At 65.6% G+C, this 23089-nt stretch carries 26 protein-coding genes; 18 read left to right on the forward strand and 8 right to left on the reverse strand.

Features of this window, described 5'->3' with window-relative positions; genetic code table 11:
- The first annotated feature begins 5 nt into the window (after positions 1-5).
- From ribH to Ga0102493_RS15720, 3 genes are all read left to right on the forward strand, one after another.
- The gene (gene ribH / locus Ga0102493_RS08175; protein ID WP_034901358.1) at positions 6-428 is read left to right on the forward strand and encodes a 6,7-dimethyl-8-ribityllumazine synthase; all 423 of its coding nucleotides are present in this window, start codon (positions 6-8) and stop codon (positions 426-428) included.
- Positions 429-545: 117 nt separating this feature from the next.
- Positions 546-836 (forward strand): hypothetical protein, encoded by a 291-nt coding sequence (locus Ga0102493_RS08180; protein WP_034901356.1) that lies wholly within the window; start codon positions 546-548, stop codon positions 834-836.
- A gap of 325 nt (positions 837-1161) precedes the next feature.
- Positions 1162-1899, forward strand: a complete 738-nt coding sequence (locus tag Ga0102493_RS15720) for a MarR family transcriptional regulator (protein WP_083228518.1) — start codon at positions 1162-1164, stop codon at positions 1897-1899.
- A 9-nt stretch (positions 1900-1908) separates the two neighbouring features.
- On the opposite strand, the gene eno is transcribed toward Ga0102493_RS15720, so the two are convergent.
- Complete coding sequence (eno, locus tag Ga0102493_RS08190; RefSeq protein ID WP_034901355.1) at positions 1909-3198, reverse strand: phosphopyruvate hydratase; 1290 nt, start codon at positions 3196-3198, stop codon at positions 1909-1911.
- Between the two features lie 272 nt (positions 3199-3470).
- Here eno and Ga0102493_RS08195 point away from each other — a divergent pair, with 272 nt between their 5' ends.
- From Ga0102493_RS08195 to Ga0102493_RS08220, 6 genes are all read left to right on the forward strand, one after another.
- On the forward strand, positions 3471-4073 hold the full coding sequence (locus tag Ga0102493_RS08195; protein ID WP_034901354.1) for a hypothetical protein: 603 nt from the start codon (positions 3471-3473) through the stop codon (positions 4071-4073).
- Between the two features lie 4 nt (positions 4074-4077).
- Positions 4078-4614, forward strand: a complete 537-nt coding sequence (locus Ga0102493_RS08200; RefSeq protein ID WP_051697619.1) for a phage holin family protein — start codon at positions 4078-4080, stop codon at positions 4612-4614.
- A gap of 1 nt (position 4615) precedes the next feature.
- The gene (locus tag Ga0102493_RS08205) at positions 4616-4936 is read left to right on the forward strand and encodes a hypothetical protein (protein WP_034901353.1); all 321 of its coding nucleotides are present in this window, start codon (positions 4616-4618) and stop codon (positions 4934-4936) included.
- Between the two features lie 115 nt (positions 4937-5051).
- Positions 5052-5663, forward strand: a complete 612-nt coding sequence (locus Ga0102493_RS08210) for a hypothetical protein (protein ID WP_034901352.1) — start codon at positions 5052-5054, stop codon at positions 5661-5663.
- Positions 5664-5803: 140 nt separating this feature from the next.
- On the forward strand, positions 5804-6034 hold the full coding sequence (locus Ga0102493_RS08215) for a DUF4170 domain-containing protein (protein ID WP_034901878.1): 231 nt from the start codon (positions 5804-5806) through the stop codon (positions 6032-6034).
- A gap of 4 nt (positions 6035-6038) precedes the next feature.
- On the forward strand, positions 6039-6554 hold the full coding sequence (locus tag Ga0102493_RS08220) for a GNAT family N-acetyltransferase (RefSeq protein WP_034901351.1): 516 nt from the start codon (positions 6039-6041) through the stop codon (positions 6552-6554).
- Positions 6555-6573: 19 nt separating this feature from the next.
- Here Ga0102493_RS08220 and greA read toward each other — a convergent pair whose 3' ends face one another.
- The 5 genes from greA to carA all read right to left on the reverse strand — a co-directional run bounded on the left by greA (position 6574) and on the right by carA (position 12969).
- Positions 6574-7050 (reverse strand): transcription elongation factor GreA, encoded by a 477-nt coding sequence (gene greA, locus Ga0102493_RS08225; protein ID WP_034901349.1) that lies wholly within the window; start codon positions 7048-7050, stop codon positions 6574-6576.
- A gap of 138 nt (positions 7051-7188) precedes the next feature.
- Positions 7189-10524: a carbamoyl-phosphate synthase large subunit gene (gene carB, locus Ga0102493_RS08230; RefSeq protein ID WP_034901347.1), complete on the reverse strand. Its 3336-nt coding sequence runs from the start codon at positions 10522-10524 to the stop codon at positions 7189-7191.
- A complete protein-coding gene (locus tag Ga0102493_RS08235; RefSeq protein WP_034901345.1) occupies positions 10524-11045 on the reverse strand; it encodes a hypothetical protein in 522 nt (173 codons plus the stop codon). The genes carB and Ga0102493_RS08235 overlap by 1 nt, the downstream gene beginning before the upstream one ends.
- Positions 11045-11572, reverse strand: coding sequence for a hypothetical protein (locus Ga0102493_RS08240; protein WP_034901344.1), 528 nt, complete (start codon positions 11570-11572; stop codon positions 11045-11047). Before Ga0102493_RS08240 ends, Ga0102493_RS08235 begins: the two co-directional genes overlap by 1 nt.
- Positions 11573-11778: 206 nt before the next feature.
- Positions 11779-12969, reverse strand: coding sequence for a glutamine-hydrolyzing carbamoyl-phosphate synthase small subunit (carA, locus tag Ga0102493_RS08245; RefSeq protein ID WP_034901342.1), 1191 nt, complete (start codon positions 12967-12969; stop codon positions 11779-11781).
- Between the two features lie 164 nt (positions 12970-13133).
- Between carA and Ga0102493_RS08250 the strand changes: the two genes are divergently transcribed.
- The 4 genes from Ga0102493_RS08250 (at position 13134) to Ga0102493_RS08265 (ending at position 18245) form a co-directional block, all read left to right on the forward strand.
- A complete protein-coding gene (locus Ga0102493_RS08250; protein WP_034901340.1) occupies positions 13134-13586 on the forward strand; it encodes a GatB/YqeY domain-containing protein in 453 nt (150 codons plus the stop codon).
- 67 nt (positions 13587-13653) lie between these two features.
- The gene (gene dnaG, locus Ga0102493_RS08255) at positions 13654-15582 is read left to right on the forward strand and encodes a DNA primase (RefSeq protein WP_051697616.1); all 1929 of its coding nucleotides are present in this window, start codon (positions 13654-13656) and stop codon (positions 15580-15582) included.
- Positions 15583-15591: 9 nt separating this feature from the next.
- Positions 15592-17625 (forward strand): RNA polymerase sigma factor RpoD, encoded by a 2034-nt coding sequence (gene rpoD / locus Ga0102493_RS08260; RefSeq protein ID WP_034901338.1) that lies wholly within the window; start codon positions 15592-15594, stop codon positions 17623-17625.
- A gap of 11 nt (positions 17626-17636) precedes the next feature.
- On the forward strand, positions 17637-18245 hold the full coding sequence (locus Ga0102493_RS08265; protein WP_034901335.1) for a DUF2059 domain-containing protein: 609 nt from the start codon (positions 17637-17639) through the stop codon (positions 18243-18245).
- Between the two features lie 6 nt (positions 18246-18251).
- Here the strand turns inward: Ga0102493_RS08265 and Ga0102493_RS08270 are convergent, their stop codons facing one another.
- Complete coding sequence (locus Ga0102493_RS08270; protein WP_034901333.1) at positions 18252-18695, reverse strand: methyltransferase family protein; 444 nt, start codon at positions 18693-18695, stop codon at positions 18252-18254.
- Between the two features lie 10 nt (positions 18696-18705).
- Positions 18706-19389, reverse strand: coding sequence for a hypothetical protein (locus tag Ga0102493_RS08275; protein ID WP_034901331.1), 684 nt, complete (start codon positions 19387-19389; stop codon positions 18706-18708).
- 160 nt (positions 19390-19549) lie between these two features.
- Here Ga0102493_RS08275 and Ga0102493_RS08280 point away from each other — a divergent pair, with 160 nt between their 5' ends.
- The 5 genes from Ga0102493_RS08280 (at position 19550) to Ga0102493_RS08300 (ending at position 23072) form a co-directional block, all read left to right on the forward strand.
- Positions 19550-20029, forward strand: a complete 480-nt coding sequence (locus Ga0102493_RS08280; RefSeq protein WP_034901328.1) for an RpiB/LacA/LacB family sugar-phosphate isomerase — start codon at positions 19550-19552, stop codon at positions 20027-20029.
- Between the two features lie 62 nt (positions 20030-20091).
- Positions 20092-21369: a serine hydroxymethyltransferase gene (glyA, locus tag Ga0102493_RS08285; protein ID WP_150132523.1), complete on the forward strand. Its 1278-nt coding sequence runs from the start codon at positions 20092-20094 to the stop codon at positions 21367-21369.
- Between the two features lie 36 nt (positions 21370-21405).
- Positions 21406-21912: a transcriptional regulator NrdR gene (nrdR, locus tag Ga0102493_RS08290; protein WP_034901324.1), complete on the forward strand. Its 507-nt coding sequence runs from the start codon at positions 21406-21408 to the stop codon at positions 21910-21912.
- Between the two features lie 7 nt (positions 21913-21919).
- Positions 21920-22678, forward strand: coding sequence for an RNA methyltransferase (locus tag Ga0102493_RS08295; protein ID WP_034901321.1), 759 nt, complete (start codon positions 21920-21922; stop codon positions 22676-22678).
- Between the two features lie 94 nt (positions 22679-22772).
- On the forward strand, positions 22773-23072 hold the full coding sequence (locus tag Ga0102493_RS08300; protein ID WP_034901319.1) for a hypothetical protein: 300 nt from the start codon (positions 22773-22775) through the stop codon (positions 23070-23072).
- Positions 23073-23089: the final 17 nt, after the last annotated feature.

The following is a 23089-nucleotide window of genomic DNA, read 5'->3' on the forward strand; positions in this document are numbered from 1 at the left end:
TTACCATGGCACGCATTCTCATCGTCGAGGCGCGTTTTTACGAACACCTCAATGACCAGCTGATCGAAGGCGCGCGCGCCGTGATCGAGGCTGCGGGCCACGAGACGGAGGTGCTGACCGTACCCGGCGCGCTCGAGGTTCCGGGGGCGATCGCCCTTACCGCGGAAAGCGGCGATTACGACGGCTTCGTCGCGATCGGCGTCGTGATCCGGGGCGAAACCTATCATTTCGAGATCGTCGCGGGCGAAAGCGCGCGCGCGATCATGGCTCTGACAATGGACGGCATCGCGATCGGCAACGGCATCCTGACGGTCGAGAACGAGGCCCAGGCGCAGGTGCGCGCGGACCCGGCACAGAAGGACAAGGGCGGCGAAGCGGCCCGCGCGGCGCTCGCGATGATGGCGCTCGCCGAACGTTTCGCACGCTGATGCACCCCCCGGCCCGAGCGCGGACTAGGTGTTTGCCCGGATATAGGTCTTCATAAGGGTAGGCTACGCAATCGCCCGGAGGGTCGCGGCGAAACCAGCAAGCTCAGGGGATCCGAATTGAACACCGAACAGACCGCTGCCGAGACCGAACTGGCCGAGGTCGCACGCATCCTTCGCGAATGCCTCGCCCGGCTCGACCGGGTCGGCGCGGGGATCGCCGCAATCCATGTCAATGCGGCGATCGAACATCTCGCGGCCCTTGGAGAAGGGGCGGCAGCGCGATTCGCCGCTGCCCCCGATGCCATGGATGCGGCCCGACAGCGCTCAGCCGGGCGCGCGGGCGAGCGCTTTGCCTCGATCGATCCGCGCCTGCTGTGCATCCTTCCCGCGACGGGCCAGCCCCACTGACGGCGATCATTCCCGAACCGGCGCGCAGGACTACGTACTTTACCTGAGTAGTCCTGCGTAAAGCCAGTGAGCCGCCGGTAAGCTATTGAAATTCGCAGAAGGGGCGATTTGGTCGATGGGCCGTGGGGGCTTGCGGCCATAAAGCGTCCTGCGGATTTGGAAGGTCGCAATTCCATGGCTTGCCCGCACATTGCCACCTGCACGCTGTGTCGTGCATCCCGGCCCCCTGCGGCCGGTGGCCCCGTGCCGGAACCCGCCGAGCAGCTCCTGCGCGACCTGCCGCTATTCGTTGACCCGATCGATGAACAGCAGCGGAGCAGATGCAGTGGATGACGCCCGCATTTCCGCCTTTCCGGACCGTTTCGGCGAATCCTCCGGCGAAGAAGGGGCGAACGATGAAACCGATCGCGTGTCGGAACGCCGCACTGCCTGCCGTTCCACGTCCACGCGCAGGCTGCGACCGGTCGAAACCGGCCCGAAGGACCATGAGCTTGCAAATCTGAAACCCTCGGATCTCAAACCGCTCGCCGACCAGCTCATGGCCATCGCACGGCAATTGCGCGGCGCCGAATTCGCCGCCGTCGCGCGCGACATGGCAGAAGCGCTGCCGGGCGCTTCGGTTTTTCCGCAGTCTCCGGCCAATTCCGGCGCCATCAACGACCGGACGCAAGACCGGGCGAACGGCGAAGCGCACGATCAATCCCTCGATCCCGACCAGCGCCGCCGGCGCCACGGCGTGCTCGCGCGCAAGGCCTATGCCGCCCGCCGCCGCCGCGCGGCGATCTTCGGCAATCCCGACCTGTTCGGCGAACCTGCCTGGGACATCTTGCTCGACCTTTACATCGCCCATGTCGAGCGAAAGGACGTCTCGGTGTCGAGCGCGTGCATCGGCTCGGCCGCCCCGCCCACGACGGGGCTGCGCTGGCTCGGCGTGCTGGCGGATCACGGACTGGTCCTGCGCGAACATGACCCCGCCGATCAGCGCCGCGTGCTGGTGCGCCTGACGCCCGCCGGGCTGGACGCGATGGATCGCTATTTCACGCTTGCCGCCGGGGCGTCCTAGAAGCGCTCTCTAACGCTTGAGCGCTCCGAAACAGCCCGGCCCGGCATAGACCGCACTGGTGCCGAGCTCTTCCTCGATCCGGATCAGCTGGTTGTATTTCGCAAGCCGGTCAGACCGCGCCAGGCTGCCGGTCTTGATCTGCCCGCAATTGGTCGCGACCGCGAGGTCGGCGATGGTCGCGTCCTCGGTCTCGCCCGAACGATGGCTCATCACGCTGGTGTAACGCGCGCGCGTCGCCATATCGACCGCTTCGAGCGTTTCGCTGAGCGTGCCGATCTGGTTGACCTTGACCAGCAGCGAATTCGCAAGGCCGCGCTCGATCCCGTCGGCAAGGCGCGCAGGGTTGGTCACGAACAGGTCGTCGCCGACCAGCTGGACGCGATCACCGATGAGATCGGTCAGCGCCTTCCAGCCTTCGAAATCGTCCTCGCTCATGCCGTCCTCGATCGAACGGATGGGGTAATCGGCGCACAGTTTTGCGAGATATTGGGCCATTTCCTCGCCCGACAGGCTGAGCCCCTCGCCAGAAATCTCGTATTTGCCGCCCTTGAAGAATTCGGTCGCCGCGCAGTCCAATGCCAGCACCACGTCCTCGCCCGGGGTGAACCCGGCCTGTTCGATGGACCCCATGATGAAATCGAGCGCGTCGCGCGTGCTGGCAAGGTCGGGGGCAAAGCCGCCCTCGTCGCCGACGGAGGTCGCAAGCCCCTTGTCCGATAGGCCCTTCTTCAGGGTGTGGAATATCTCCGAACCCCAGCGCACGGCCTCGGCGATGCTGTCGGCGCCGACCGGCATGACCATGAATTCCTGGATGTCTATCGGGTTGTCGGCATGTTCGCCGCCATTGATGATGTTCATCATCGGGACTGGCAGGACGTGGGCCGAAACCCCACCGATATAGGAATACAGCGGAAGGCCGCGCGCATTGGCCGCCGCCTTGGCGACGGCAAGGCTGGTGCCGAGGATCGCGTTCGCGCCGAGCCGGGCCTTGTTGGGGGTGTCATCCAACGCGATCAGCGCCATGTCGACATCGCGCTGGTCCTCGGCATCGAAGCTGCCCACCAGAAGCTCGCGGATCTCGGTGTTGACCGCGTTCACCGCGCCGATCACGCCCTTGCCCTTGTAGCGATCCTTGTCGCCGTCGCGCAGTTCGACCGCCTCGTGCGCGCCCGTCGATGCGCCCGAAGGCACCGCCGCGCGGCCGAAACTGCCGTCTTCGAGCAGCACATCGACCTCGACGGTGGGATTGCCCCGGCTGTCGAGGATTTCGCGCCCGTGAAGATCGATGATCGCAGTCATGTTTGGCTCCGGCTGTGATGTGGTGTAAAGGTGCAACGCAGGAATTGGGGCGGCGCGGCGGCACGCCTTCGCGCTGTCCGATGCGTCCCTATGCGCCCCGCCGGGGCTGCGCAAGCGGCGGTTCGCTCATCGCCGATTGCCCGCCATGGACCAGGCGCCGGAAAACGGCTTGGCAAAGTTTCGGACCCTTTTCGGCTCATGGCCATTGCATAGACATGCGAAGCAGTGAATTCCTATTGCATCAATTCGATCACGGGAGGTGACGAAAGACCATGGCAGAAAGCAGCACCACGAAATCCACGACCACCAAGAAGACCCCGGCGAAATCGACCAAGGGTTCGACCACCAAGTCGTCAGGTCCGAAAAAGGCCGGATCCTCGAACAAGACCGGCGCGACCGCCAAGGGCGCCGACAGCAACCACGCCGCCGAGGCGAAGAGCCGCTTCAATGCCGCGCTCGAGGAAGCCAAGGCCGGCGCCGCCGCCCTGCGCAACGAAGCGCAGACCCGCGCGGGCGCCTATCGCGAACAGGCATCGGGCAAGGGCGAAGCCTACACCGACAAGGCCCGCACCCGCGCGAGCGAGCTTGCCAGCGACGGCAAGAAATCGGTCAGCGAAGGGCTCGTTTCGCTTTCGCACGTCGTCTCCGACACGGCGACCAGGATCGACGAACGCTTCGGCGAGGAATATGGCGACTATGCCCGCAAGGCCTCGCGCAGCCTGACCGAGACTTCGGCCAAGCTCGAGGAAAAGAGCGTCGAGGAACTGGGCGAGGACGCGCGCGAATTCGTTCGCAAGAGCCCCGGCCTCGCGGTCGGCCTCGCGGCGCTTGCGGGCTTCCTGTTCGCCCGGATGTTCCGCGGTTCGCGCGACTGAGGACGTGAGCGAAGCCAGGACGGCCCCGGGGCAGGATCCCGGCACGCTTGCGAGGGATCCGCGAGCCGCCGATGAAGCCTTGCCCCCCGACAGCCCGAACGGGATCGAGGACCCCTTCGATCCCTCCGGGGCGCCGATCGACATGCCCGCCGATCCGACCACGGTCGGCCCGCCGGAAGAAGGGCTGAGCGAATCCCTCACCGAGGAACTCGCCGCGCTGATCGATGACGGGCGCACCTATGTCAGTGCCGAGCTCAATTTCCAGAAGACCCGCGCGAGCCTTGCCGGCAAGAATGCAGGGATCGCGCTCGGCCTCGCCATCGTCGCGGTCGTCGTGCTGCATGTCGCGGTCCTCGCGCTTGCGGTCGGCCTCGTCATGGCGCTCGCCCCGCTGGTGACGATATGGGGCGCCATTGCGATCGTCGTGGGCGGCCTGCTCGCGGTCACCGGCCTGCTCGGCTGGAAGGCGGCGAAGCACGGCCAGCGGATCGGGGCGATCTTCGCCAACGACGATCCGCCCGCCGCTGCAGGGGAGGAATGAATTGCCCGACATCGATCCCCGCCTTGCCGAAGACCGCGCGCTGCGGAACGCCGCGCTCGCCGTGCTCAAGGCCGATATCGAACATGCAAAGACGAGCTTCGCCCCCAAAAGCATCGCGCGGCGCACCGGGACCCGGATGAAGGAAGGCGCCGAGGAGGTCTACGATCTCGCGATCGACAAGGCCGACGACAATCGCGGCGTTATCGCCGTACTGATCGGCGCGCTGTTCCTGTTCCTTGCTCGCCAGCCCATTCTGGAGATTTTCGGCCTCGGGGACGCATTCGAAAGCGAACCCGATGACGGCGAGGCAGGGCACGGGTGAACGAGCGAAGCGGGAACACCCACCGCCCTCGTCCCGTTGCTTTCACAAGAACCTTAGTGCGCGTATATTGCGCGCCGTGAGAAATCAGCCCGCTTCGGGCGGGCAAGGAGAGACCATGACCGACACCACCACTGGCGAGACGACCTGGGAAAAGACCGCCGATGCCGCCCATGCGGGCAGCAATGGCCACGACAAGCGCGACGAACTGCGCGCCAAGATCGAGGCGAGCGAGCGCCGCATCGCGGAGCGCACCCTTGCCGACGATGCGCGCGATGCCGCGGTCGCCGCACGCGATTACACCCGCGCCCATCCGCTTACCGTGGTCGCCGGCGCGATCGGGATCGGCATCCTGATCGGCCTTGCAACGCCCCCCGGCCGGCGCGCCGCGAGCCGCGCGGCGAGCGCCACGGCAGGCGCGGTCGGCGGCGCGGCAAACGCTGCCGGCAGCGCGGCAAAGCGCGGAAGCGAGACTTTGTTCGCACCGTTCATGAACGCGCTCACCGCCTATGTGCTGAAACTGGTCGACGAGGCACTTTCCACCGCCGAAGCAGCGCAGGACCGGCTGGAGGATCTGTCCGACAGCGCCGAGGCCGCCGCGCGCAAGGCTCGCCGCGAAGCCGGCTACCGCGCCGGCAATGCCGCCGACAGCGCCCGCGACACCACCCGCCGCACCAAGCGCAAGGCGAGCCGCGCGGTGCGCGACATCAAGGGCCGCATCGCCGGCTGACATCGTTTGCAGGGGCAGCCGCGCGGCGAGCGCAGGCCTTGCCCCGCGCGCCAAAGCGATTAAGGGCTGCGGGGATTCCTCCCCCGGCCCTTTTTCGTGCGCGAAACGAAAGGGGCGACACGTTCAAGGACATGCCAGACATGGAAGAGACCACCCCGAACCAGCGCCTCCACCTCGTCATGGGCGGCCGGGTCAAGGACCCGCGCGGCCACGAATTCCAGGATCCCGAAAGCCTGCACGTGGTCGGCGTGTTCAGCTCCTACGAGGCCGCGGTCGAAGCCTGGCGCGCACAGGCGCAGCGCACGGTCGACGATGCCGAGATGAAATATGTCGTGGTCCACATCCACAAGCTGCTGACCCCCGAGGAATGAAGCGGTGCCGGGTGAAAATGCGCCCGCGATCCGCCCGTTCCGCCCCGACGATGCCGAAGCGCTCGGCGCGCTGACCCTCGCCGCGATCCGCGAGACGGGGGCGCGGGCCTATGACGGCGATCAGGTCGAAGCCTGGGCCGCGCGCCATACCGATCCGCGCCGCTTTCGCGAGAGCGCGGCGAAGGGCGACACGATCCTCGTCTGTACGGACGAGGCCGACATGCCGACAGCCTATGTCCTGATGGAGAGGCACGGCCATGTCGACATGCTCTATTGCCACCCGGACCATGGCGGAAAGGGTCTTGCCGCGGCGCTGCTCGCGCGGATCGAGGCGGATGCGCGCAGGCGCGGCATCGCGCGCCTCTTCGCCGAAGCGAGCGAGATCGCGCGGCCCGTTTTCGCGCGGGCCGGGTTCAAGCAGATTCACCGCCGCGACTTCGCGCTGGAACACGCGGGCGCGGCGGTGCCGATCCACAATTACGCCATGGCAAAGACTATCGGGGAAAAGCGCGAGGATTGAAGCGCTTGTCCCGCGAGGTTCAGATGAACTCGATCTTCTCGACGAGGTAGAACTTGTCGCCCGATGGCACCGTCACCTCGATTTCGTCGCCGACCTGCTTGCCGATCAGGGCGCGGGCCATGGGCGAGCTGTAGGAAATCCGCCCCTTCGCCGCGTCCGCTTCGGTCTGGCCGACGATCTGGTACTTCACCGGCTTGTCGTCTTCGTCGAGAAGGGTGACGGTCGCGCCGAAGATGATCTTGTCGCCCGAAAGCGACTTGGGATCGATGATCTGGGCGCGGGTTACCTTGTCCTCGATCTCGGCGATCTGCGCCTCGACCTGGCCCTGCCGTTCTTTCGCGGCGTGATATTCGGCATTTTCCGACAGGTCGCCATGCGCGCGCGCTTCCTCGATCGCGTCGACGATCTTGGGGCGTTCCTCGCGCAGGGCCTTGAGATCGGCGGTCAGCCGCTCATAGCCCTCAACCAGCATCGGGACCTTTTCCATTGTTGCCATGTCCGTCCTTTTTCCTCCAAAGCCCCCGCATCCGAACTGTTCCCGTGGCCGAAAGGTCCGGCCATTCGTCACTTCGGGATCGCGCCCCCTCTTCGAAGGAAGGGGCCTAGTGCGCACCCGCAATGTCGGAAGGGAAGGTTACGTGGTCGGCCCATCATAATAGTCCTGCAAGGAGCGGACTTCAAGCTGGTGCGGCTTGACCGCGGAAATCGCCGCCGCCGCGGCGCGGCTTGCCGCTGCGGTGGTGTAATAGGGGACCTTCTTTTCGAGCGCGCTCGCCCGGATCGATTTGGAATCGAGCAGCGACTGCCAGCCTTCGGTGGTGTTGAAGATGAGCGCGATCTCTCCGTCGATGATCCGGTCGACGATATGCGGCTGGCCTTCGGCGACCTTGTTGACGCGTTCCACGTCGAGCCCCTGTTCGGCGAGATAGGATTGCGTGCCGGCGGTGGCGATGATGCGAAAGCCTTCTCCGATCAGGGTGCGCACCGCCTCGACGATGCCGGCCTTGTCCGAATTCTTGACCGACACGAACACGGTGCCCTCCCGCGGGAGAGCCATGCCGACGCCCATCTGCGACTTGAGGAAGGCCGCCTCGAAGGTCCGGTCGATCCCCATCACCTCGCCTGTCGATTTCATTTCGGGCGTAAGCACCGGGTCCGCTCCGGGGAAGCGGCTGAAGGGGAAGATCGCCTCCTTTACCGCCATGTAATCGAGGTCGCGGCGGAAGGGTTCGAAATCGGCGAGCTTTTCGCCTGCCATGACCCGCGCGGCGATCTTGGCCACCGGCTGGCCGATCGCCTTGGCGACGAACGGCACGGTGCGGCTCGCGCGTGGGTTGACCTCGATGAGATAGACCTCGCCGTCCTTAACCGCGAACTGGATGTTCATGAGGCCCACGACGTTGAGGGCGCGTGCGAGCAATTCGGCCTGCCGTTCCATCTCCGCAATGATTTCAGGCGGCAGCGAATAGGGCGGCAGGGTGCAGGCGCTGTCGCCCGAATGGACGCCCGCCTCCTCGATATGCTGCATGACGCCGGCGACGCGGACCTCGGTTCCGTCGCACAGCGCATCGACATCGACCTCGATCGCGTCGCGCAGGTACTGGTCGACCAGCACCGGGGATTCGCCCGACACGGTGACTGCATTGGCGATGTAATCGTCCAGCTGGGCTTCGGAATCGACGATCTCCATCGCTCGCCCGCCGAGCACGAAGCTGGGCCGCAGCAACACCGGATAGCCGATCCGCGCCGCCACCGCCGCCGCTTCGTCACGGGTATAGGCGATCCCGTTGTCGGGCTGTTTCAGCTTGAGCTTGTTGACGAGCCTGGCGAAGCGTTCGCGGTCCTCGGCATGGTCGATCGCGTCGGGACTGGTGCCGAGAATGGGAATCCCTGCATCCTCCAGCGCCTGCGCCAGCTTGAGCGGCGTCTGCCCGCCGAACTGGACGATCACCCCGACCAGCTCGCCCTTGCTCTGTTCGACCCGCAGGATCTCGAGCACGTCCTCGGCCGTGAGCGGTTCGAAATAGAGCCGGTCGGAAGTGTCGTAATCGGTCGAGACGGTTTCCGGATTGCAATTGACCATGATCGTCTCGAACCCCGCCTCCGCGAGCGCGAAGCAGGCGTGGACGCAGCAATAGTCGAATTCGATCCCCTGCCCGATCCGGTTCGGTCCGCCGCCAAGGATGACGATCTTCTTGCGGTCGGAGGGATCCGCCTCGCATTCCGCTTCGCCGAAGCTGGGCGCTTCGTAGGTCGAATACATGTAGGGCGTGATCGCCTCGAATTCGGCGGCGCAGCTATCGATCCGCTTGAAGACGGGATAGACGCCGAGCTTCGCGCGCAGCTTTCTCACCTCGTCCTCGCTGGTCGCACCCGCCATCGCCTGGAGCGCGTCGTGCAGCAGCCCGGACCGCTTTGCCTGCGTTTCGGCAAGCCCGCCCGCAACGCCGACCGAACGCACCGCGAGCGTGGCGAGCCGTCGGTCGGAAAAGCCCATTGCCTTCAGCCGCCGCAGCCCTTCGGCATCGCGCGGCAGGCCGTCCGCCTGCACTTCGCGTTCGGCTTCGATGATGGCGTGGATCTGGCGCAGGAACCACGGATCGTAGAAGGTCACGGCGGCGACCTCCTCGATGGTGAGCCCTTCGCGAAAGGCCTGCGCCACTTTCAGGATCCGGTCGGGCGTACGGCGCGACAGGGCGGCGGTGATCACGTCCTTGGCCACGCCTTCGAGTTCGGGCACGCGGTTGAACCCGTCGAGCCCCGTCTCCAGTCCGCGCAGCGCCTTCTGCATCGATTCCTGGAAATTGCGCCCGATCGCCATGACTTCGCCGACCGATTTCATCGCGGTCGAAAGGGTGGCTTCGGCGCCCTTGAACTTCTCGAAGGCGAAGCGCGGTATCTTCGTCACCACGTAATCGATCGTCGGCTCGAAACTGGCAGGCGTCGCCCCGGTGATCTCGTTGGTGAGTTCATCGAGGGTGTAGCCGACCGCCAGTTTCGCCGCGACGCGGGCGATTGGAAAGCCGGTCGCCTTCGATGCCAGCGCAGAGCTGCGCGAAACGCGCGGGTTCATCTCGATCACGATCAGCCGCCCGTCCTTCGGGTTCACGGCGAACTGGACGTTGGAGCCGCCCGTCTCGACCCCGATCTCGCGCAGCACCGCGATGCTGGCCGAGCGCATGATCTGGTATTCCTTGTCGGTCAGCGTCAGAGCCGGGGCGACGGTGATGGAATCGCCGGTGTGAACGCCCATCGGATCGACGTTCTCGATCGCGCAGATGATGATCGCGTTGTCCTTGGAATCGCGCACCACCTCCATCTCGTATTCCTTCCAGCCGAGGAGCGATTCCTCGATCAGGACCTCTGTGGTGGGGGAGGCATCGAGCCCTTCGCGCACGATGCGTTCGAATTCCTGCGTGTTGTAGGCGATCCCGCCGCCCGTCCCGCCGAGCGTGAAGGAGGGCCGGATGATCGCGGGAAGGCCCGTGCGCTCCAGCACCTCGCGCGCTTCGTCCAACGTGTTGGCGACGCCCGAGCGCGCGCTTTCCAATCCGATCGCGTCCATCGCCTCGCGGAAACGCTGGCGGTTTTCCGCCTTGTCGATCGCGTCCGCGCGCGCGCCGATCATCTCCACCCCGTATTGGGCCAGCACGCCCATCTCGTCGAGCTTCAGCGCGCAATTGAGCGCGGTCTGTCCGCCCATCGTCGGCAGCAGAGCGTCGGGCTTTTCCTTGGCGATGATCTTGGCGACGATTTCCGGCGTTATCGGTTCGACATAGGTGCTATCTGCAAATTCCGGATCGGTCATGATCGTCGCCGGGTTCGAATTCACCAGGATCACCCGGTAGCCTTCCTCCTTCAGCGCCTTGATCGCCTGCGTGCCCGAATAATCGAATTCGCACGCCTGCCCGATGATGATGGGGCCTGCGCCGATGACGAGGATGGAGGAAATGTCGGTGCGTCTGGGCATCAGCTGTCGGTCTCTTGTTCTTGTTCGCTGTCTGCGGCGGCTTTGGAAGCGGAGGCGGATATCGCAATGTCGATCAGGCGCATGTCGGCCTCCTGGCGTTCACAGCCGTTCGCGATCATGCCTTCGACCGGCTGGCGCTGCCCGCGCACGCGGTAGAGCGCCGGGTCGCGGCCGAGGAAGAAGGCACCCTTTTCATCCACCTCGCGGTTCATGAATTCCTCCACCGCTGTCGAGGTCATGTTGGTCTGGTTCATCGTTCGCGTGCCGGCGGTTTCGTCCCCGCCCTTGCGCAGCAGCGCCTGCACCTCTTCCAGTCCCAGCTTGGTGATGTCGTAGGTGAAGGTCGGCACGCCCGCCTCGCCTTCGTAGAGGCGAAAGTTCGAGCCGGGGCCAAGCAGCTTTGCAACCCGCGCGGCGCAGTCATCGGCGTCTTCGCCGCCGACGCGTTCGTCCTCCGGCCAGATCAGCGAGCACCCGCCAAGCGCAAGGCTTGCGGCAAGCAATGTCAGGGCAGTGCGCATCAGCCGGTGGCTCCCTCGGGTCCGAAATCGAAGATCAGCCGCGTGTAGCGTTCGACATAGGGCAGCACGTCGGGATTGCCGACCCCGTCGCCGTGGACGAAGGTGCAATTGCGACGAATGTCGATCAGCCGCTCGCCATCGCGCACGAGCACGTAGGTGAGGACATAGGGCCGAGAGGGATTGTGGCGGCGCCCGACGACATCGAGCCGGCGGACGCTCTCGCCGTAATCGCGCAGGCGCTTGCGGTCGTAGAAGCCCTGTTCGCGGCGGCGATCGGCGACGGCATCGTGGCGCGCTTCGGGGTCGAAGGCATCATCGGCGAACGGAGCCTCGCTGGCGGCGACAAGGCAGTCCATGCGCCCCGCGACGGGCCTGTCGGTGTCCTCGCGGAACAAGACCGGCCGCCAGAAGGCGAGCACGGGCAGCCCGCCCTCCCCCGCCTGAAGCGTGACCGAGCCATCGCCCTGGAACGCAACGCCGCTGGCGATCTCCGCGCCGGGCCATTCGGCGAGCGGCGGCTGGGTCATCGCGGGGTTTTGGGCGGCGAGTGGTGCGGCGAACGCAGCGGCAAATACAAGAAACCCCCTCCCCCGGGCGAAGAAGCCGGGAAAAGGGAGTTCGACGTCCGAGACGAAGCCCCGCCCTTTCTCCGCCGAACCCCTGCCCCCGACGCTTCCCCAAGCGGAAGGAAGATCGGGCCTGAGGGAATTGGAGGAAAGCGACGCAGGCAACCTCACACCAGCCCCCCGACGAACTTCTCGAACAGGTAGAAACTGTCCTGCGGCCCCGGCGAGGCCTCGGGGTGATATTGCACGCCGAACGCCCGCTTGCCCTTGATCGCAATGCCGCAATTCGTCCCGTCGAACAGCGAAACGTGGGTCTGTTCGACCGTTTCCGGCAGGGTGTCGGCATCGACGGCGAAACCGTGATTCATGCTGGTGATCTCGACCAGCCCTGAGGTTTCGCCCCAGCCTGTCCCCACGCGCTGCACGGGATGGTTCGCGCCGCGGTGGCCCTGGTGCATCTTGATCGTCTTCGCCCCCGCCGCGATCGCAAGCATCTGGTGACCGAGGCAGATCCCGAAGATCGGCACGTCCGCATCGAGCAATTGCCGGATCACCGGGACCGCATATTCGCCGGTCGCCGCCGGATCGCCGGGGCCGTTCGACAGGAATACGCCGTCGGGCGCAAGCTCCATGATCTCCTCGAAGCTCGCCCGGGCAGGGACCACCGTCACCTTTGCGCCCGCACGCACGAGATTGCGGAAGATGTTGTCCTTCGACCCGTAGTCGAGCGCGACGACGTGCGGCTTTTCCGATCCGGCCTCGCCATAGCCGGCCCCGAGCGTCCAGTGGCCGCCCTTCCATTCCTCGCTCTTTTCGCGGCTGACGCGGCTGGCGAGGTCCATCCCTTCGAGCCCGGCCCATTCGCGCGCGCGTCCGACCAGCGCGGGAATGTCGAAATTGCCCTCGGGATCATGCGCGATCACCGCATTGGGCGCGCCAGCCTTGCGGATGCGGCGGGTCAGCGCGCGCGTATCGACGCCCGAAAGCCCGATCTTGCCCGCCGCCACCATCCATTCGGTGAAGCGTTCGAGGCTGCGGAAATTGCTGGGTTCGGTCACATCCTCGCGCACCACGCAGCCGACCGCGCTTTCGACCCCGTTCTGGAACGCGCTTTCGATGTCCTCGGCATTGGCCCCGACATTGCCGATGTGCGGGAAGGTGAAGGTGACGATCTGGGCGGCATAGGAAGGATCGGTCATCACCTCCTGATAGCCCGTCATCGCGGTGTTGAAGCACACCTCGCCCACCGCCGCGCCCCCGGCTCCGAAGCCCCTCCCCCAGATGACCGTTCCGTCGGCCAGAACGAGGCATCCCGTCGCACCTTTCGGTTGCGCAGGCGTAGAGGCGGAAAGGGCCATGGGGGCGCTCCGTTGGAAGAGGTTGACCGGCAATGCGTGCTAAGTCCCATCCGCTAGGGCGCAGCATCCCCCTCGTCAAGCTAGGCGCGGCGCTTCCAATGCGATAGGTCGCGCCCCATATTCATCTCATCCACAGTTAACAGGACCAATCGGGACAAACCGCAATGATCAGGGACGACATCAAGGCCGCGACCGTGCAGGCGATGAAGGGCGGCGAAAAGGAGCGCACGAACACGCTTCGCCAGATCGCGGCGAAGATCAAGGACCGCGACATCGAACTGCGCACGAGCGACAAGCAGACCGACGACGACGAACTGGTCACCGGCGTGCTGCAGAAGATGGCCAAGCAGCGGCGCGAATCGATCGAGATGTACGAAAGCGGCGGCCGGGCGGAACTGGCCGAGCGCGAGAAGGGCGAACTCGCCGTGATCGAGGAATTCCTCCCCCAGATGATGAGCGAGGCGGACGTCATGGCCTCGATCGACACGATCAAGGCGGAAACGGGCGCCGCCAGCATGAAGGACATGGGCGCGGTCATGGGCGAGCTGAAAAAGCGCCACGGCGCGGTGCTCGACGGCAAGATGGCGAGCGCGCTGGTCAAGCAATCGCTGAGCTGAGGGGTTTGGCACAGGGTCTTGCACAGATGCGCTTGATCGCGCCGGCCAACCCGCGCACTCTCGCGCCATGACCATCACCCCGCAATGGAAGGACGAGCTGCGGGCGCGGATCACCCTGTCGAGCGTGATCCAGCGCACCACCAAGCTCACCAAGGCGGGGCGCGAATGGAAGGCGTGCTGCCCGTTCCATTCCGAGAACACGCCCAGCTTCACCGTCAGCGACGACAAGGGTTTCTACCATTGCTTCGGCTGCGGCGCGCATGGCGATGTCATCAGCTGGATGATCGAACAGCGCGGGCTCGCCTTCATGGACGCGATCAAGGAGCTTGCCGCCGAAGCCGGGATGGAAGTACCCGCGCCTGACCCGGTCGCCGCGCAGCGGGCCGAACAGCGCGCGACCCTGATCGACGTGACGAGCGCGGCGCAGGACTGGTTCGTGCAGCAGCTGTCGGGCGAGAACGGGCGCGCGGCGCTCGATTACCTGAAGGGACGCGGCTTTACCTCCGCGACATGCCGCGAATTCGGGTTCGGCTATGCACCCGAGGACAAGCAGGCCCTCGCCCGCGCGCTGAGCCGGTTCGAGGACGAGATGCTGGTCGATACCGGCATGCGCATCCGCAGCGATGACGGCGCGATGTACGACCGTTTCCGGGGCCGGGTCATGCTGCCGATCCACGATGCGCGCGGCCGCGTGATCGCGTTCGGCGGGCGCATTCTCGACAAGCGGGAGGGGGTGGCGAAATATCTCAATTCCCCCGACACGCCGCTGTTCGACAAGGGCCGCACGCTCTACAATCTCCACCGCGCCGCGCCCTCCTCGCGCCAGTCCGGGCGGGTGATCGTGGTCGAAGGCTACATGGACGTTGTCGCGCTGGCGCAGGCGGGCTTTCCCGATGCCGTCGCGCCGCTGGGCACCGCGCTCACCGAAACGCAGCTCGAAATGCTGTGGCGGATGGTGGAACGGCCCTTGCTGTGCTTCGACGGCGATGCGGCGGGGCAGAAGGCGGCGATGCGCGCGATCGCCCGAGCGCTGCCGCTGCTGAAGCCCTCCCGCACGCTCGGCATCGTAAGGCTGCCCGCCGGGCTCGATCCCGACGATCTGGTGCGCGAGAAGGGAGCGCAGGCGATGGAGGCGCTGCTGGCCGAGCCTGCGAGCCTGCTCGACACGCTGTGGGAATATGAACGCGACGCGCACAGTCTCGACAGCCCGGAGGCGAAGGCCGGGCTTAAGGCGCGGCTGATGGAGCATGTCGACCGGATTGCCGATACCGACATCCGCGCGCTCTACCGGCGCGAATTGCTCGACCGGTTTTCCGCTTTCGCCTATCCGCCCCGCCCCCAGCGCGCGGCCCCGCAGGCAGGCCGCTGGCAGGGCGGCCCGGCGCGCACGCCCGCATTATCGCCCGAAGCGCGCAAGGCTCTGCGCGCGGTCATCGAAGGCGGTGCGCGCAGTTCGCTGATGGCGGCGGTCATGGCCGGTTTCGTGCGCCATCCGCAATGGATCGCAGGGCATGTCGAGGCGCTCTCGCGGCTCGCCCGGCATGACCCGAAAGCCGCACCCGCGATCGAATCGCTCATCGAACTGTCCGAAACGCTTGATTCGCACGGGCGAAACGCCATATCCCTTCCGCAAGGCATTCCCGCCCCGCCGGTCGACAATCGATACGCCTTCCTCAGAGAAGGGACCACACCGGACGAAGCGCGCGAGGAACTGGCCGAAGCTGTTGCGTTGCTGGTCGAAAGGCCGGCTCTGGAGGCTGCTTTGGCGGCCACGATCGCCCGGTTCGACAGCGATCCCGAAGGGTCGTTTGCCGAACAGGTGCGCCTGCGCGAACAGCTCACGACAGTCGATGAACGCCTGAAGGCCTTCGGGCGCAGGAAAGCCGCTCCGGCGGTGAGAGACAGGGACCCGGCCGCTGCGGCTGCCGGATCGGACGAAACGGCTCTGGCGGCGGGGAATTCAACCGATCCCCCCGCGACGGGCGCAAGGGAATGACAGGACCGCATGGCTTCGACCGCAAAAACCCAGGACGATGACGCCCCGCTGATCGACCTCAACGAGGCATCGGTCAAGAAACTCATCAGCAAGGCGAAGAAGAAGGGCTACGTCACCTATGACGAGCTCAACGAGGCGCTGCCATCGGGCGAGATGAGCCCCGACCAGATCGAGGACATCCAGACCGCCCTGTCGGAAATGGGCGTCCAGATCGTCGAAAACGACGAGGAAGCCGAAGCGGAAGCCGAGGCCGAGGCCGAAGTCGAGGAAATGGCCGTCGACGAGGATGACGACGAGGACGTCGACGCCAAGAAGGCCAAGAAGGAAACGAAGACCGCCGCCAAGAAGACCGGCACGGGCGAACGCACCGATGACCCGGTGCGGATGTACCTGCGCGAAATGGGCGCGGTCGAACTCCTGAGCCGCGAGGGCGAGATCGCCATCGCCAAGCGTATCGAGGCCGGGCGCGACATGATGATCATGGGGCTTTGCGAAAGCCCGATCACGTTCCACGCCATCATCCAGTGGTCCGAGGCGCTCAACAACGAGGACATGCAGCTGCGCGAGATCCTCGATCTCGATGCGATGCTGTCGAAGGAACCGCCGGCCGACAAGATGGCCGAGGATGCCGACGACGATGACGGCGAGATCTCCGAGGAGACCGCGGGCCCGACGATCCGCGACGACGACGAGGATGACAGCGACGACGAGAGCGAGGAGGACGAGGACGGCGAAGGCGGCTCGTCCAAGCGCGAAGAGGACGACGAGGAGGACAACACCCTCTCGCTCGCCCAGATGGAAGCCGCGCTGAAGCCGGAAGCGATCGAACGCTTCGCTCGCATCACCAAGCTGTTCAATTCCTTCGAGAAGCTCCAGGCCGAACGGGTCGACACGCTGGCAGCCGGCGGCGAATTTCCCAAGGCCAAGGAAAAGAAATACGAGGAACTCGGCGAACAGCTCACGGCCGAGGTGGAATCGATGCAGTTCCACGCGACCAAGATCGAATTCCTGGTCGACAACCTCTACGCCTTCAACCGCCGCCTGACCGCTCTCGGCGGCCAGATGCTGCGCCTTGCCGAGCGTCACAAGATCAAGCGGATCGACTTCCTGAAAGGCTATGTCGGCAACGAGCTCGACGATGGCTGGATCAGGGAGAAGGCGAAGAAGGACAAGAAGTGGGCCGCCTTCCTCGACAAGGAAGCCGACGCGATCGAGCGCATCCGGGTCGAGATCGCCGATATCGCCTCGCAGACCGGGATGGCGCTCCCCGAATTCCGCCGCATCGTGAACATGGTCCAGAAAGGCGAGCGCGAGGCGCGCATCGCCAAGAAGGAAATGGTCGAGGCGAACCTGCGCCTCGTCATCTCCATCGCCAAGAAATACACCAACCGCGGCCTGCAATTCCTTGATCTCATTCAGGAAGGCAATATCGGCCTGATGAAGGCGGTCGACAAGTTCGAGTATCGCCGCGGCTACAAGTTCAGCACCTATGCGACATGGTGGATTCGGCAGGCGATCACCCGATCGATCGCCGACCAGGCCCGCACGATCCGCATTCCGGTTCACATGATCGAGACGATCAACAAGCTGGTGCGCACCTCGCGCCAGTTCCTCCACGAGGAAGGCCGCGAGCCGACCCCCGAGGAAATGGCCGCGCGGCTTTCCATGCCGCTCGAAAAGGTGCGCAAGGTGATGAAGATCGCCAAGGAGCCGATCAGCCTCGAAACGCCCATCGGCGACGAGGAAGACAGCCACCTCGGCGATTTCATCGAGGACAAGAACGCGGTCATCCCGGTCGATGCCGCGATCCAGGCCAATCTCAAGGAAACGGTCACCCGCGTCCTTGCGAGCCTGACCCCGCGCGAGGAACGCGTGCTGCGCATGCGGTTCGGCATCGGGATGAACACCGATCACACACTGGAGGAGGTCGGTCAGCAATTCTCGGTCACGCGCGAACGTATCCGCCAGATCGAGGCGAAGGCTCTGCGCAAGCTCAAGCACCCGTCTCGTTCGCGCAAGATGCGCTCCTTCCTCGACCAGTAAGGCTCGTCGTCATGAAGAACCCGCTGCGCCCCGCCGCGCTCGCGCTCGCCGCTTTCGCCGCGCTCGCACCGGCCACCATCGCCGCACAGACCGCAGCCGCCGCCTCCGAGGCCGCGATCCCCGATGCACGATCGGTCCAGATCGCGCGCGAGATCATCGCGATCGGCATGCCGGAGGAGGACCGCGAGACGGTCTTCGCCGCGACGATGGACCAGATGCTGGTCCAGATGCGCGAGGCGCAGCGCCAGTCGGGCGCCGCCAGCGAAGATCCCCAGATCGAGGCGATCATCGACGACAATCTCGCGCAGTTTCGCGAAGAGGCGATGGGTGTGCTGCGCGTTCATTTGCCCGAACTTATGGATGGCTGGGCGCTCGCCTATGCCAACATCTTCACTTACGAAGACCTCGTGGCGATCCGCGAATTCGTCCGCACGCCGGCCGGGCAGCGCTTCTTCCAGCTCAGCCCCGCGATCGCGGCGGAGCCGAATTTCGCAGCCGCCAACCAGCTTTACATGAACGACGTGATGGCGATGCTCCCGCGCTTGCAGGAACGGCTGCGCGAGGACATCGTCGAATATTTCGAAACGCAGCAGGTCGAGGGCGAAACCGAAGCTAGCTGACCCGCGCTAGATCCAGCGCCGCACGCTCGCGCTGTAAACGCGGTAATCCTCGCCGAAGCGGGTTTCGAGCGCGCGCTCCTCGGGCATGATCTGAAAGCGCGTCATCCACCACGCGAACAGCGCGATCACGGCGATGTGCCCCCAGGCGAAATCCCACGCCGCGACCGCGCCCAGCAGTAGCGCCATGCCGACATACATCGGGTTGCGCGTGATGCGGTAAAGCCCTGCGACCACCAGTTTCTCCGCCCGCTCCGGATGGATCGGGTCAACCGTGGTGCGCGCCCGCGAAAAGTTCACCGCCGGGGCGAGGAGGAACAGCAGCGCACCCGTCGCCAACAGCGCGGTCAGCCAGGGCAGATGAAACGCCGGCGCGGGCGCGACCTGACCGATCCCCGCCATCAACGCGATGGCAAGCGCAACCTGCACGACCGGGGGAATGCGCAGTTCCATGCCGTTTCTTTCAATAGCGCCGGTTCTTGTCGTCTTGATAGCTGCGCGGCGAAAGGCCGTATCTGAGCCGGTATCCCTCGGGCACCTCGACCGGCGGTCCATCGGGGAGCGCGTCAAGGCGGCGTTCCCACCTGCGCGCTTCGTCGGCGGGGATCTGCGACCATTCGATCGTGTTGCGCGCCGTCAGTCCCCAGTCGCCCGCATTGGTCAGCGCCCCTGCCCGCACTTCGAAGACCGGCGCATCCTCGTCATAGCCGCGGCTGGGAAATCTCACCGTCTGGCCGATGCCGAGCACCTTGACATCGACAAGACAGCGCTCGTCCGGCGCAGGTACCTTCTCGCAGCGTACGCCGTGCCCCGCGAGCCGCCAGCGCCCGGCGGGAAGCGCATAGGCGCGGACCTTGTATTTCGTGGTGTGGTTGCCGAAGACGAGCGCGCTCTGGCTGCGGGTGAAGCGGACCAGATCCTCCTGATTGGCGATGCTTCCCCCTTCGCGCACGAACCAGACATTGAGTTCATCGAGAAGATAAAGCTCGCTCCTGACCGACAGGATCACGACACCGTGCCCGGGCGCGAGCGCTGATGCGCGGCTGACCCGTTCCGCCTCGCGTCCCTCCTCGGCCAGCAGCCCGGCCGGCGCGAACAACAGCGAACAGGCTGCGATCAGGGCAAGCGGAAAGGGGCGGTTTCGCATGGCTGTCTCCGGCATGGGGGAGAATGCGTGAAGGGGGTAGAGTGCATGTTCTGCACCTTTGCGCAAGCCTTCGCTCGCCTTGTGCAAGGGGAGCGTTTGCAAGGGGCAAAAAAGCGCGCGCGGGGTGGAGTGTTGGCGCATCAGCCTCTATGTAGGCGCCATGCGTATCGCCATCGCCTCAGACCATGCCGCGACCGACCTCAAGGCCCAGCTTGCCGAGTGGTTGATCGATGAAGGCCACGAAGTCGCCGACCTCGGCCCCGACGAGGGCGTGAGCGTCGATTACCCCGATTACGGCTACAAGCTGGCCGAAGTCATCGCCGAGGGCACGGCCGAATACGGCATCGCCCTGTGCGGCAGTGGCATCGGCATCTCGATGAGCTGCAACCGCCATCCGCAGGTGCGCTGCGCGACCGTGTCCGAACCGCTTTCCGCAGCGCTGGCGCGCGAACACAACGATGCGAACGTGATCGCCCTGGGCGCGCGGCTGATCGGGATCGAAATGGCGAAGAGCTGCGTTGCGACGTTCCTGTCGACCGAATTCGCGGATGCGGACGAACCCGAAGGCCGCCACCGCCGCCGCGTGGCGAAGCTCGGCATCCCGCCCTTCGCCGCAGACCGCATCGAAACTCACCAGTAACGCCCCCCAAGGAGGCCCCCGATATGAGCACCGCTCCCGCCCAAATCGTCGACACGCCCGCAATGGACGCGTTCTGGAATGACGATCTTGCCACCGCCGATCCGGAAATCGCCGCGGCCATCTCCAAGGAACTGGGCCGCCAGCGCGACAAGATCGAACTCATCGCCAGCGAAAACATCGCGAGCCGCGCCGTGCTCGAGGCGACGGGCAGCGTCTTCACCAACAAATATGCCGAAGGCTATCCGGGCAAGCGCTATTATGGCGGCTGCGACTATGCCGACGTGGTCGAAACGCTGGCGATAGAGCGCGCCAAGCAATTGTTCGGCTGCAATTTCGCCAATGTGCAGCCCAATTCGGGCTCGCAGATGAACCAGGCGGTGTTCCTCGCCCTGCTTCAGCCCGGCGACACCTTCATGGGCCTCGATCTCAATTCCGGTGGCCACCTCACCCACGGATCGCCCGTCAACATGAGCGGCAAGTGGTTCAACCCGGTCAGCTATGGCGTGCGCGAAGGCGACGAACGGATCGACATGGACGAGGTCGCCCGGATCGCGCGCGAACACAAGCCGAAGCTCATCATCTGCGGCGGCACGGCCTATTCGCGGACCTGGGATTTCGAGGCCTTCCGCCGCATCGCCGATGAAGTGGGCGCGATCCTGCTGTGCGACATGAGCCACATCTCGGGCCTTGTCGCCGGGGGAGCGCATCCCTCGCCCTTTCCGCTGTGCGACATCGTGACGTCCACCACCCACAAGAGCCTGCGAGGGCCGCGTTCGGGCATCATCCTGTGGAACGACGAGAAGTTCACCAAGCCGCTCAACATGGCGGTGTTTCCGGGGCTTCAGGGCGGCCCGCTGATGCATGTCATCGCGGCCAAGGCGGTCGCCTTCCGCGAGGCTCTCACACCCGAATTCAAGGACTATGCCCACCGCATCGTCGAAAATGCCCGTGCGCTTGCCGCGAGCCTCGAGGAGAACGGGCTGCGCATCGTTTCGGGCGGGACCGACAACCATTCGATGCTGGTCGACCTGTCGGCCAAGGACGTGACCGGCAAGGATGCGGAAAAAGGGCTCGATCGGGCCTGGCTCACCTGCAACAAGAACGGCATCCCGTTCGACACGCGTTCGCCCTTCGTCACGTCCGGCATCCGGCTCGGCACGCCGGCGGGCACGACGCGCGGCTTTGGCCCGGCGGAGTTCCGCACCGTGGGCAAGCTGATCGCCGAGGTCGTGGACGGCCTGTCGAAGAACGGCCCCGAAGGCGATGCGCAGGTCGAGGAAAGCGTGCGTTCGCGCGTCTCCGAATTGTGCCGGGCCTTCCCGGTCTATCCCGGCATGTGACGCCCACGGGCGCACCGCGAGAGAACGACACGAAACATGCGCTGCCCCTTCTGCGCCCACGAGGACAGCCAGGTGAAGGATTCGCGCCCCGCAGAGGACGGGTCCGCGATCCGGCGTCGGCGACAATGTTCCAAATGCGGCGCGCGCTTCACCACTTTCGAACGCGTCCAGCTGCGCGAGGTCACGATCGTCAAGGCCGGGGCCGGTGGCGCCCCGCAGCGGCGTGAGCCGTTCGACCGGGCCAAGCTCGAACGCTCGGTCGCGCTCGCCTGCCGAAAACGCGGGATCGCGCAGGAACAGATCGACCAGCTGGTGAGCGGTATCCAGCGCCAGGTCGAAACCGCGGGCGAATCCGAAATCGCTTCGGCGAAGATCGGCGAACTGGTGATGGACGGGCTGCGCCAGATCGATTCGGTCGCCTATATTCGTTTCGCCAGCGTCTACCGCGACTTTTCCGAAGCGCGCGATTTCGAGGAATTCGCCAGCACTGTCACCGAAGCCGGCGAAGCGAAGACATCGGGCACCGGAAAAGGGGGGAACTGACAGGGCCATGGCAGAGGATCGCAGGCCCGTCGTGGTGCTGGTGCGCCCGCAATTGGGCGAGAACATCGGCAAGGCGGCGCGCGCCATGCTCAATTTCGGGCTGACCGAAATGCGGCTCGTGGCCCCGCGCGACGGCTGGCCCAACCCGTCGGCCGGTCCGGCGGCGGCGGGTGCGGACACGGTGCTCGACCGCGCAAAGGTCTACGAGACCACTGCCGAAGCGGTCGCGGATTGCGCCCATGTCTATGCCACCACCGTCAGGAAACGCGGCGTGACGAAACCCGTCGTCGGCGCGGACGGGGCGGCGCGGCTGATCCATGCCCATGAAGGCCGCCATGCGGTCCTGTTCGGCCCGGAACGATCGGGGCTGGAAACCGAAGACGTCGCGCTCGCCCGGCATATCCTGACCGTCCCGATCAATCCCGAATTCGGCTCGCTCAATCTCGCGCAGGCGGTGATCCTCGTCGCCTATGAATGGTCGCGGATCGGGCGCGAGCTGGCCGAGGCCGATGGCCGCGCGGTGGAAAACCTCGTCCAGCCCACCGCCGAGGACGCGCTTCCCCCCGCCCCGCAGGACGAGCTTGACGGGCTTGTCGCCCATTTCGAACGGATGCTGGAGCCCAAGGGCTATTTCCTTCCCGAAACCCGGGCCGAGGCGACGCGCCGGACCTTGCGCAGCGTGCTGACCAAGCCGGGCTGGAACCATCTCGAAGTGCGCACCTTGCGCGGCATATTGAGCACGCTCGAACGCGAACCGAGGCGCTAGAACCACGTTCGAGCCGACCGGCATGGACACTAATCCCCACGCCCGCTAGACCCACGCCCGTCGCCATTCCCTACCTAACCAGACGGATTCCTTCATGAATTTTGCTCGCCTCCGCCTTGCGGCCCTCGCCGCATGCACGCTGCTTGCCGCTCCCGCTCTTGCCGCGCCTCAGGACGCTTCCGAATCCGAGGCAGAGGCAGAGGTACAGGCACCGACGAACGAAGAGGGCGGGAAGGCCCCTTCGCAAGCCAGCGAAGCCCAGGACGAAACGCTGCCCGAGGCAAAGGAGGAGAAGCGCATCTGCCGCCGCATCCGCCTCGACATGTCGAGCCGCCGGGGCACGCGCGTGTGCAAGACCGCCGATGAATGGCGCGAGTTCAACCAGCGCCGCTGATCGGCTGGGCGTCCGGG

Origin of the sequence: Erythrobacter litoralis (assembly GCF_001719165.1) — a bacterium.
In the GTDB taxonomy this organism is placed as follows: domain Bacteria; phylum Pseudomonadota; class Alphaproteobacteria; order Sphingomonadales; family Sphingomonadaceae; genus Erythrobacter; species Erythrobacter litoralis.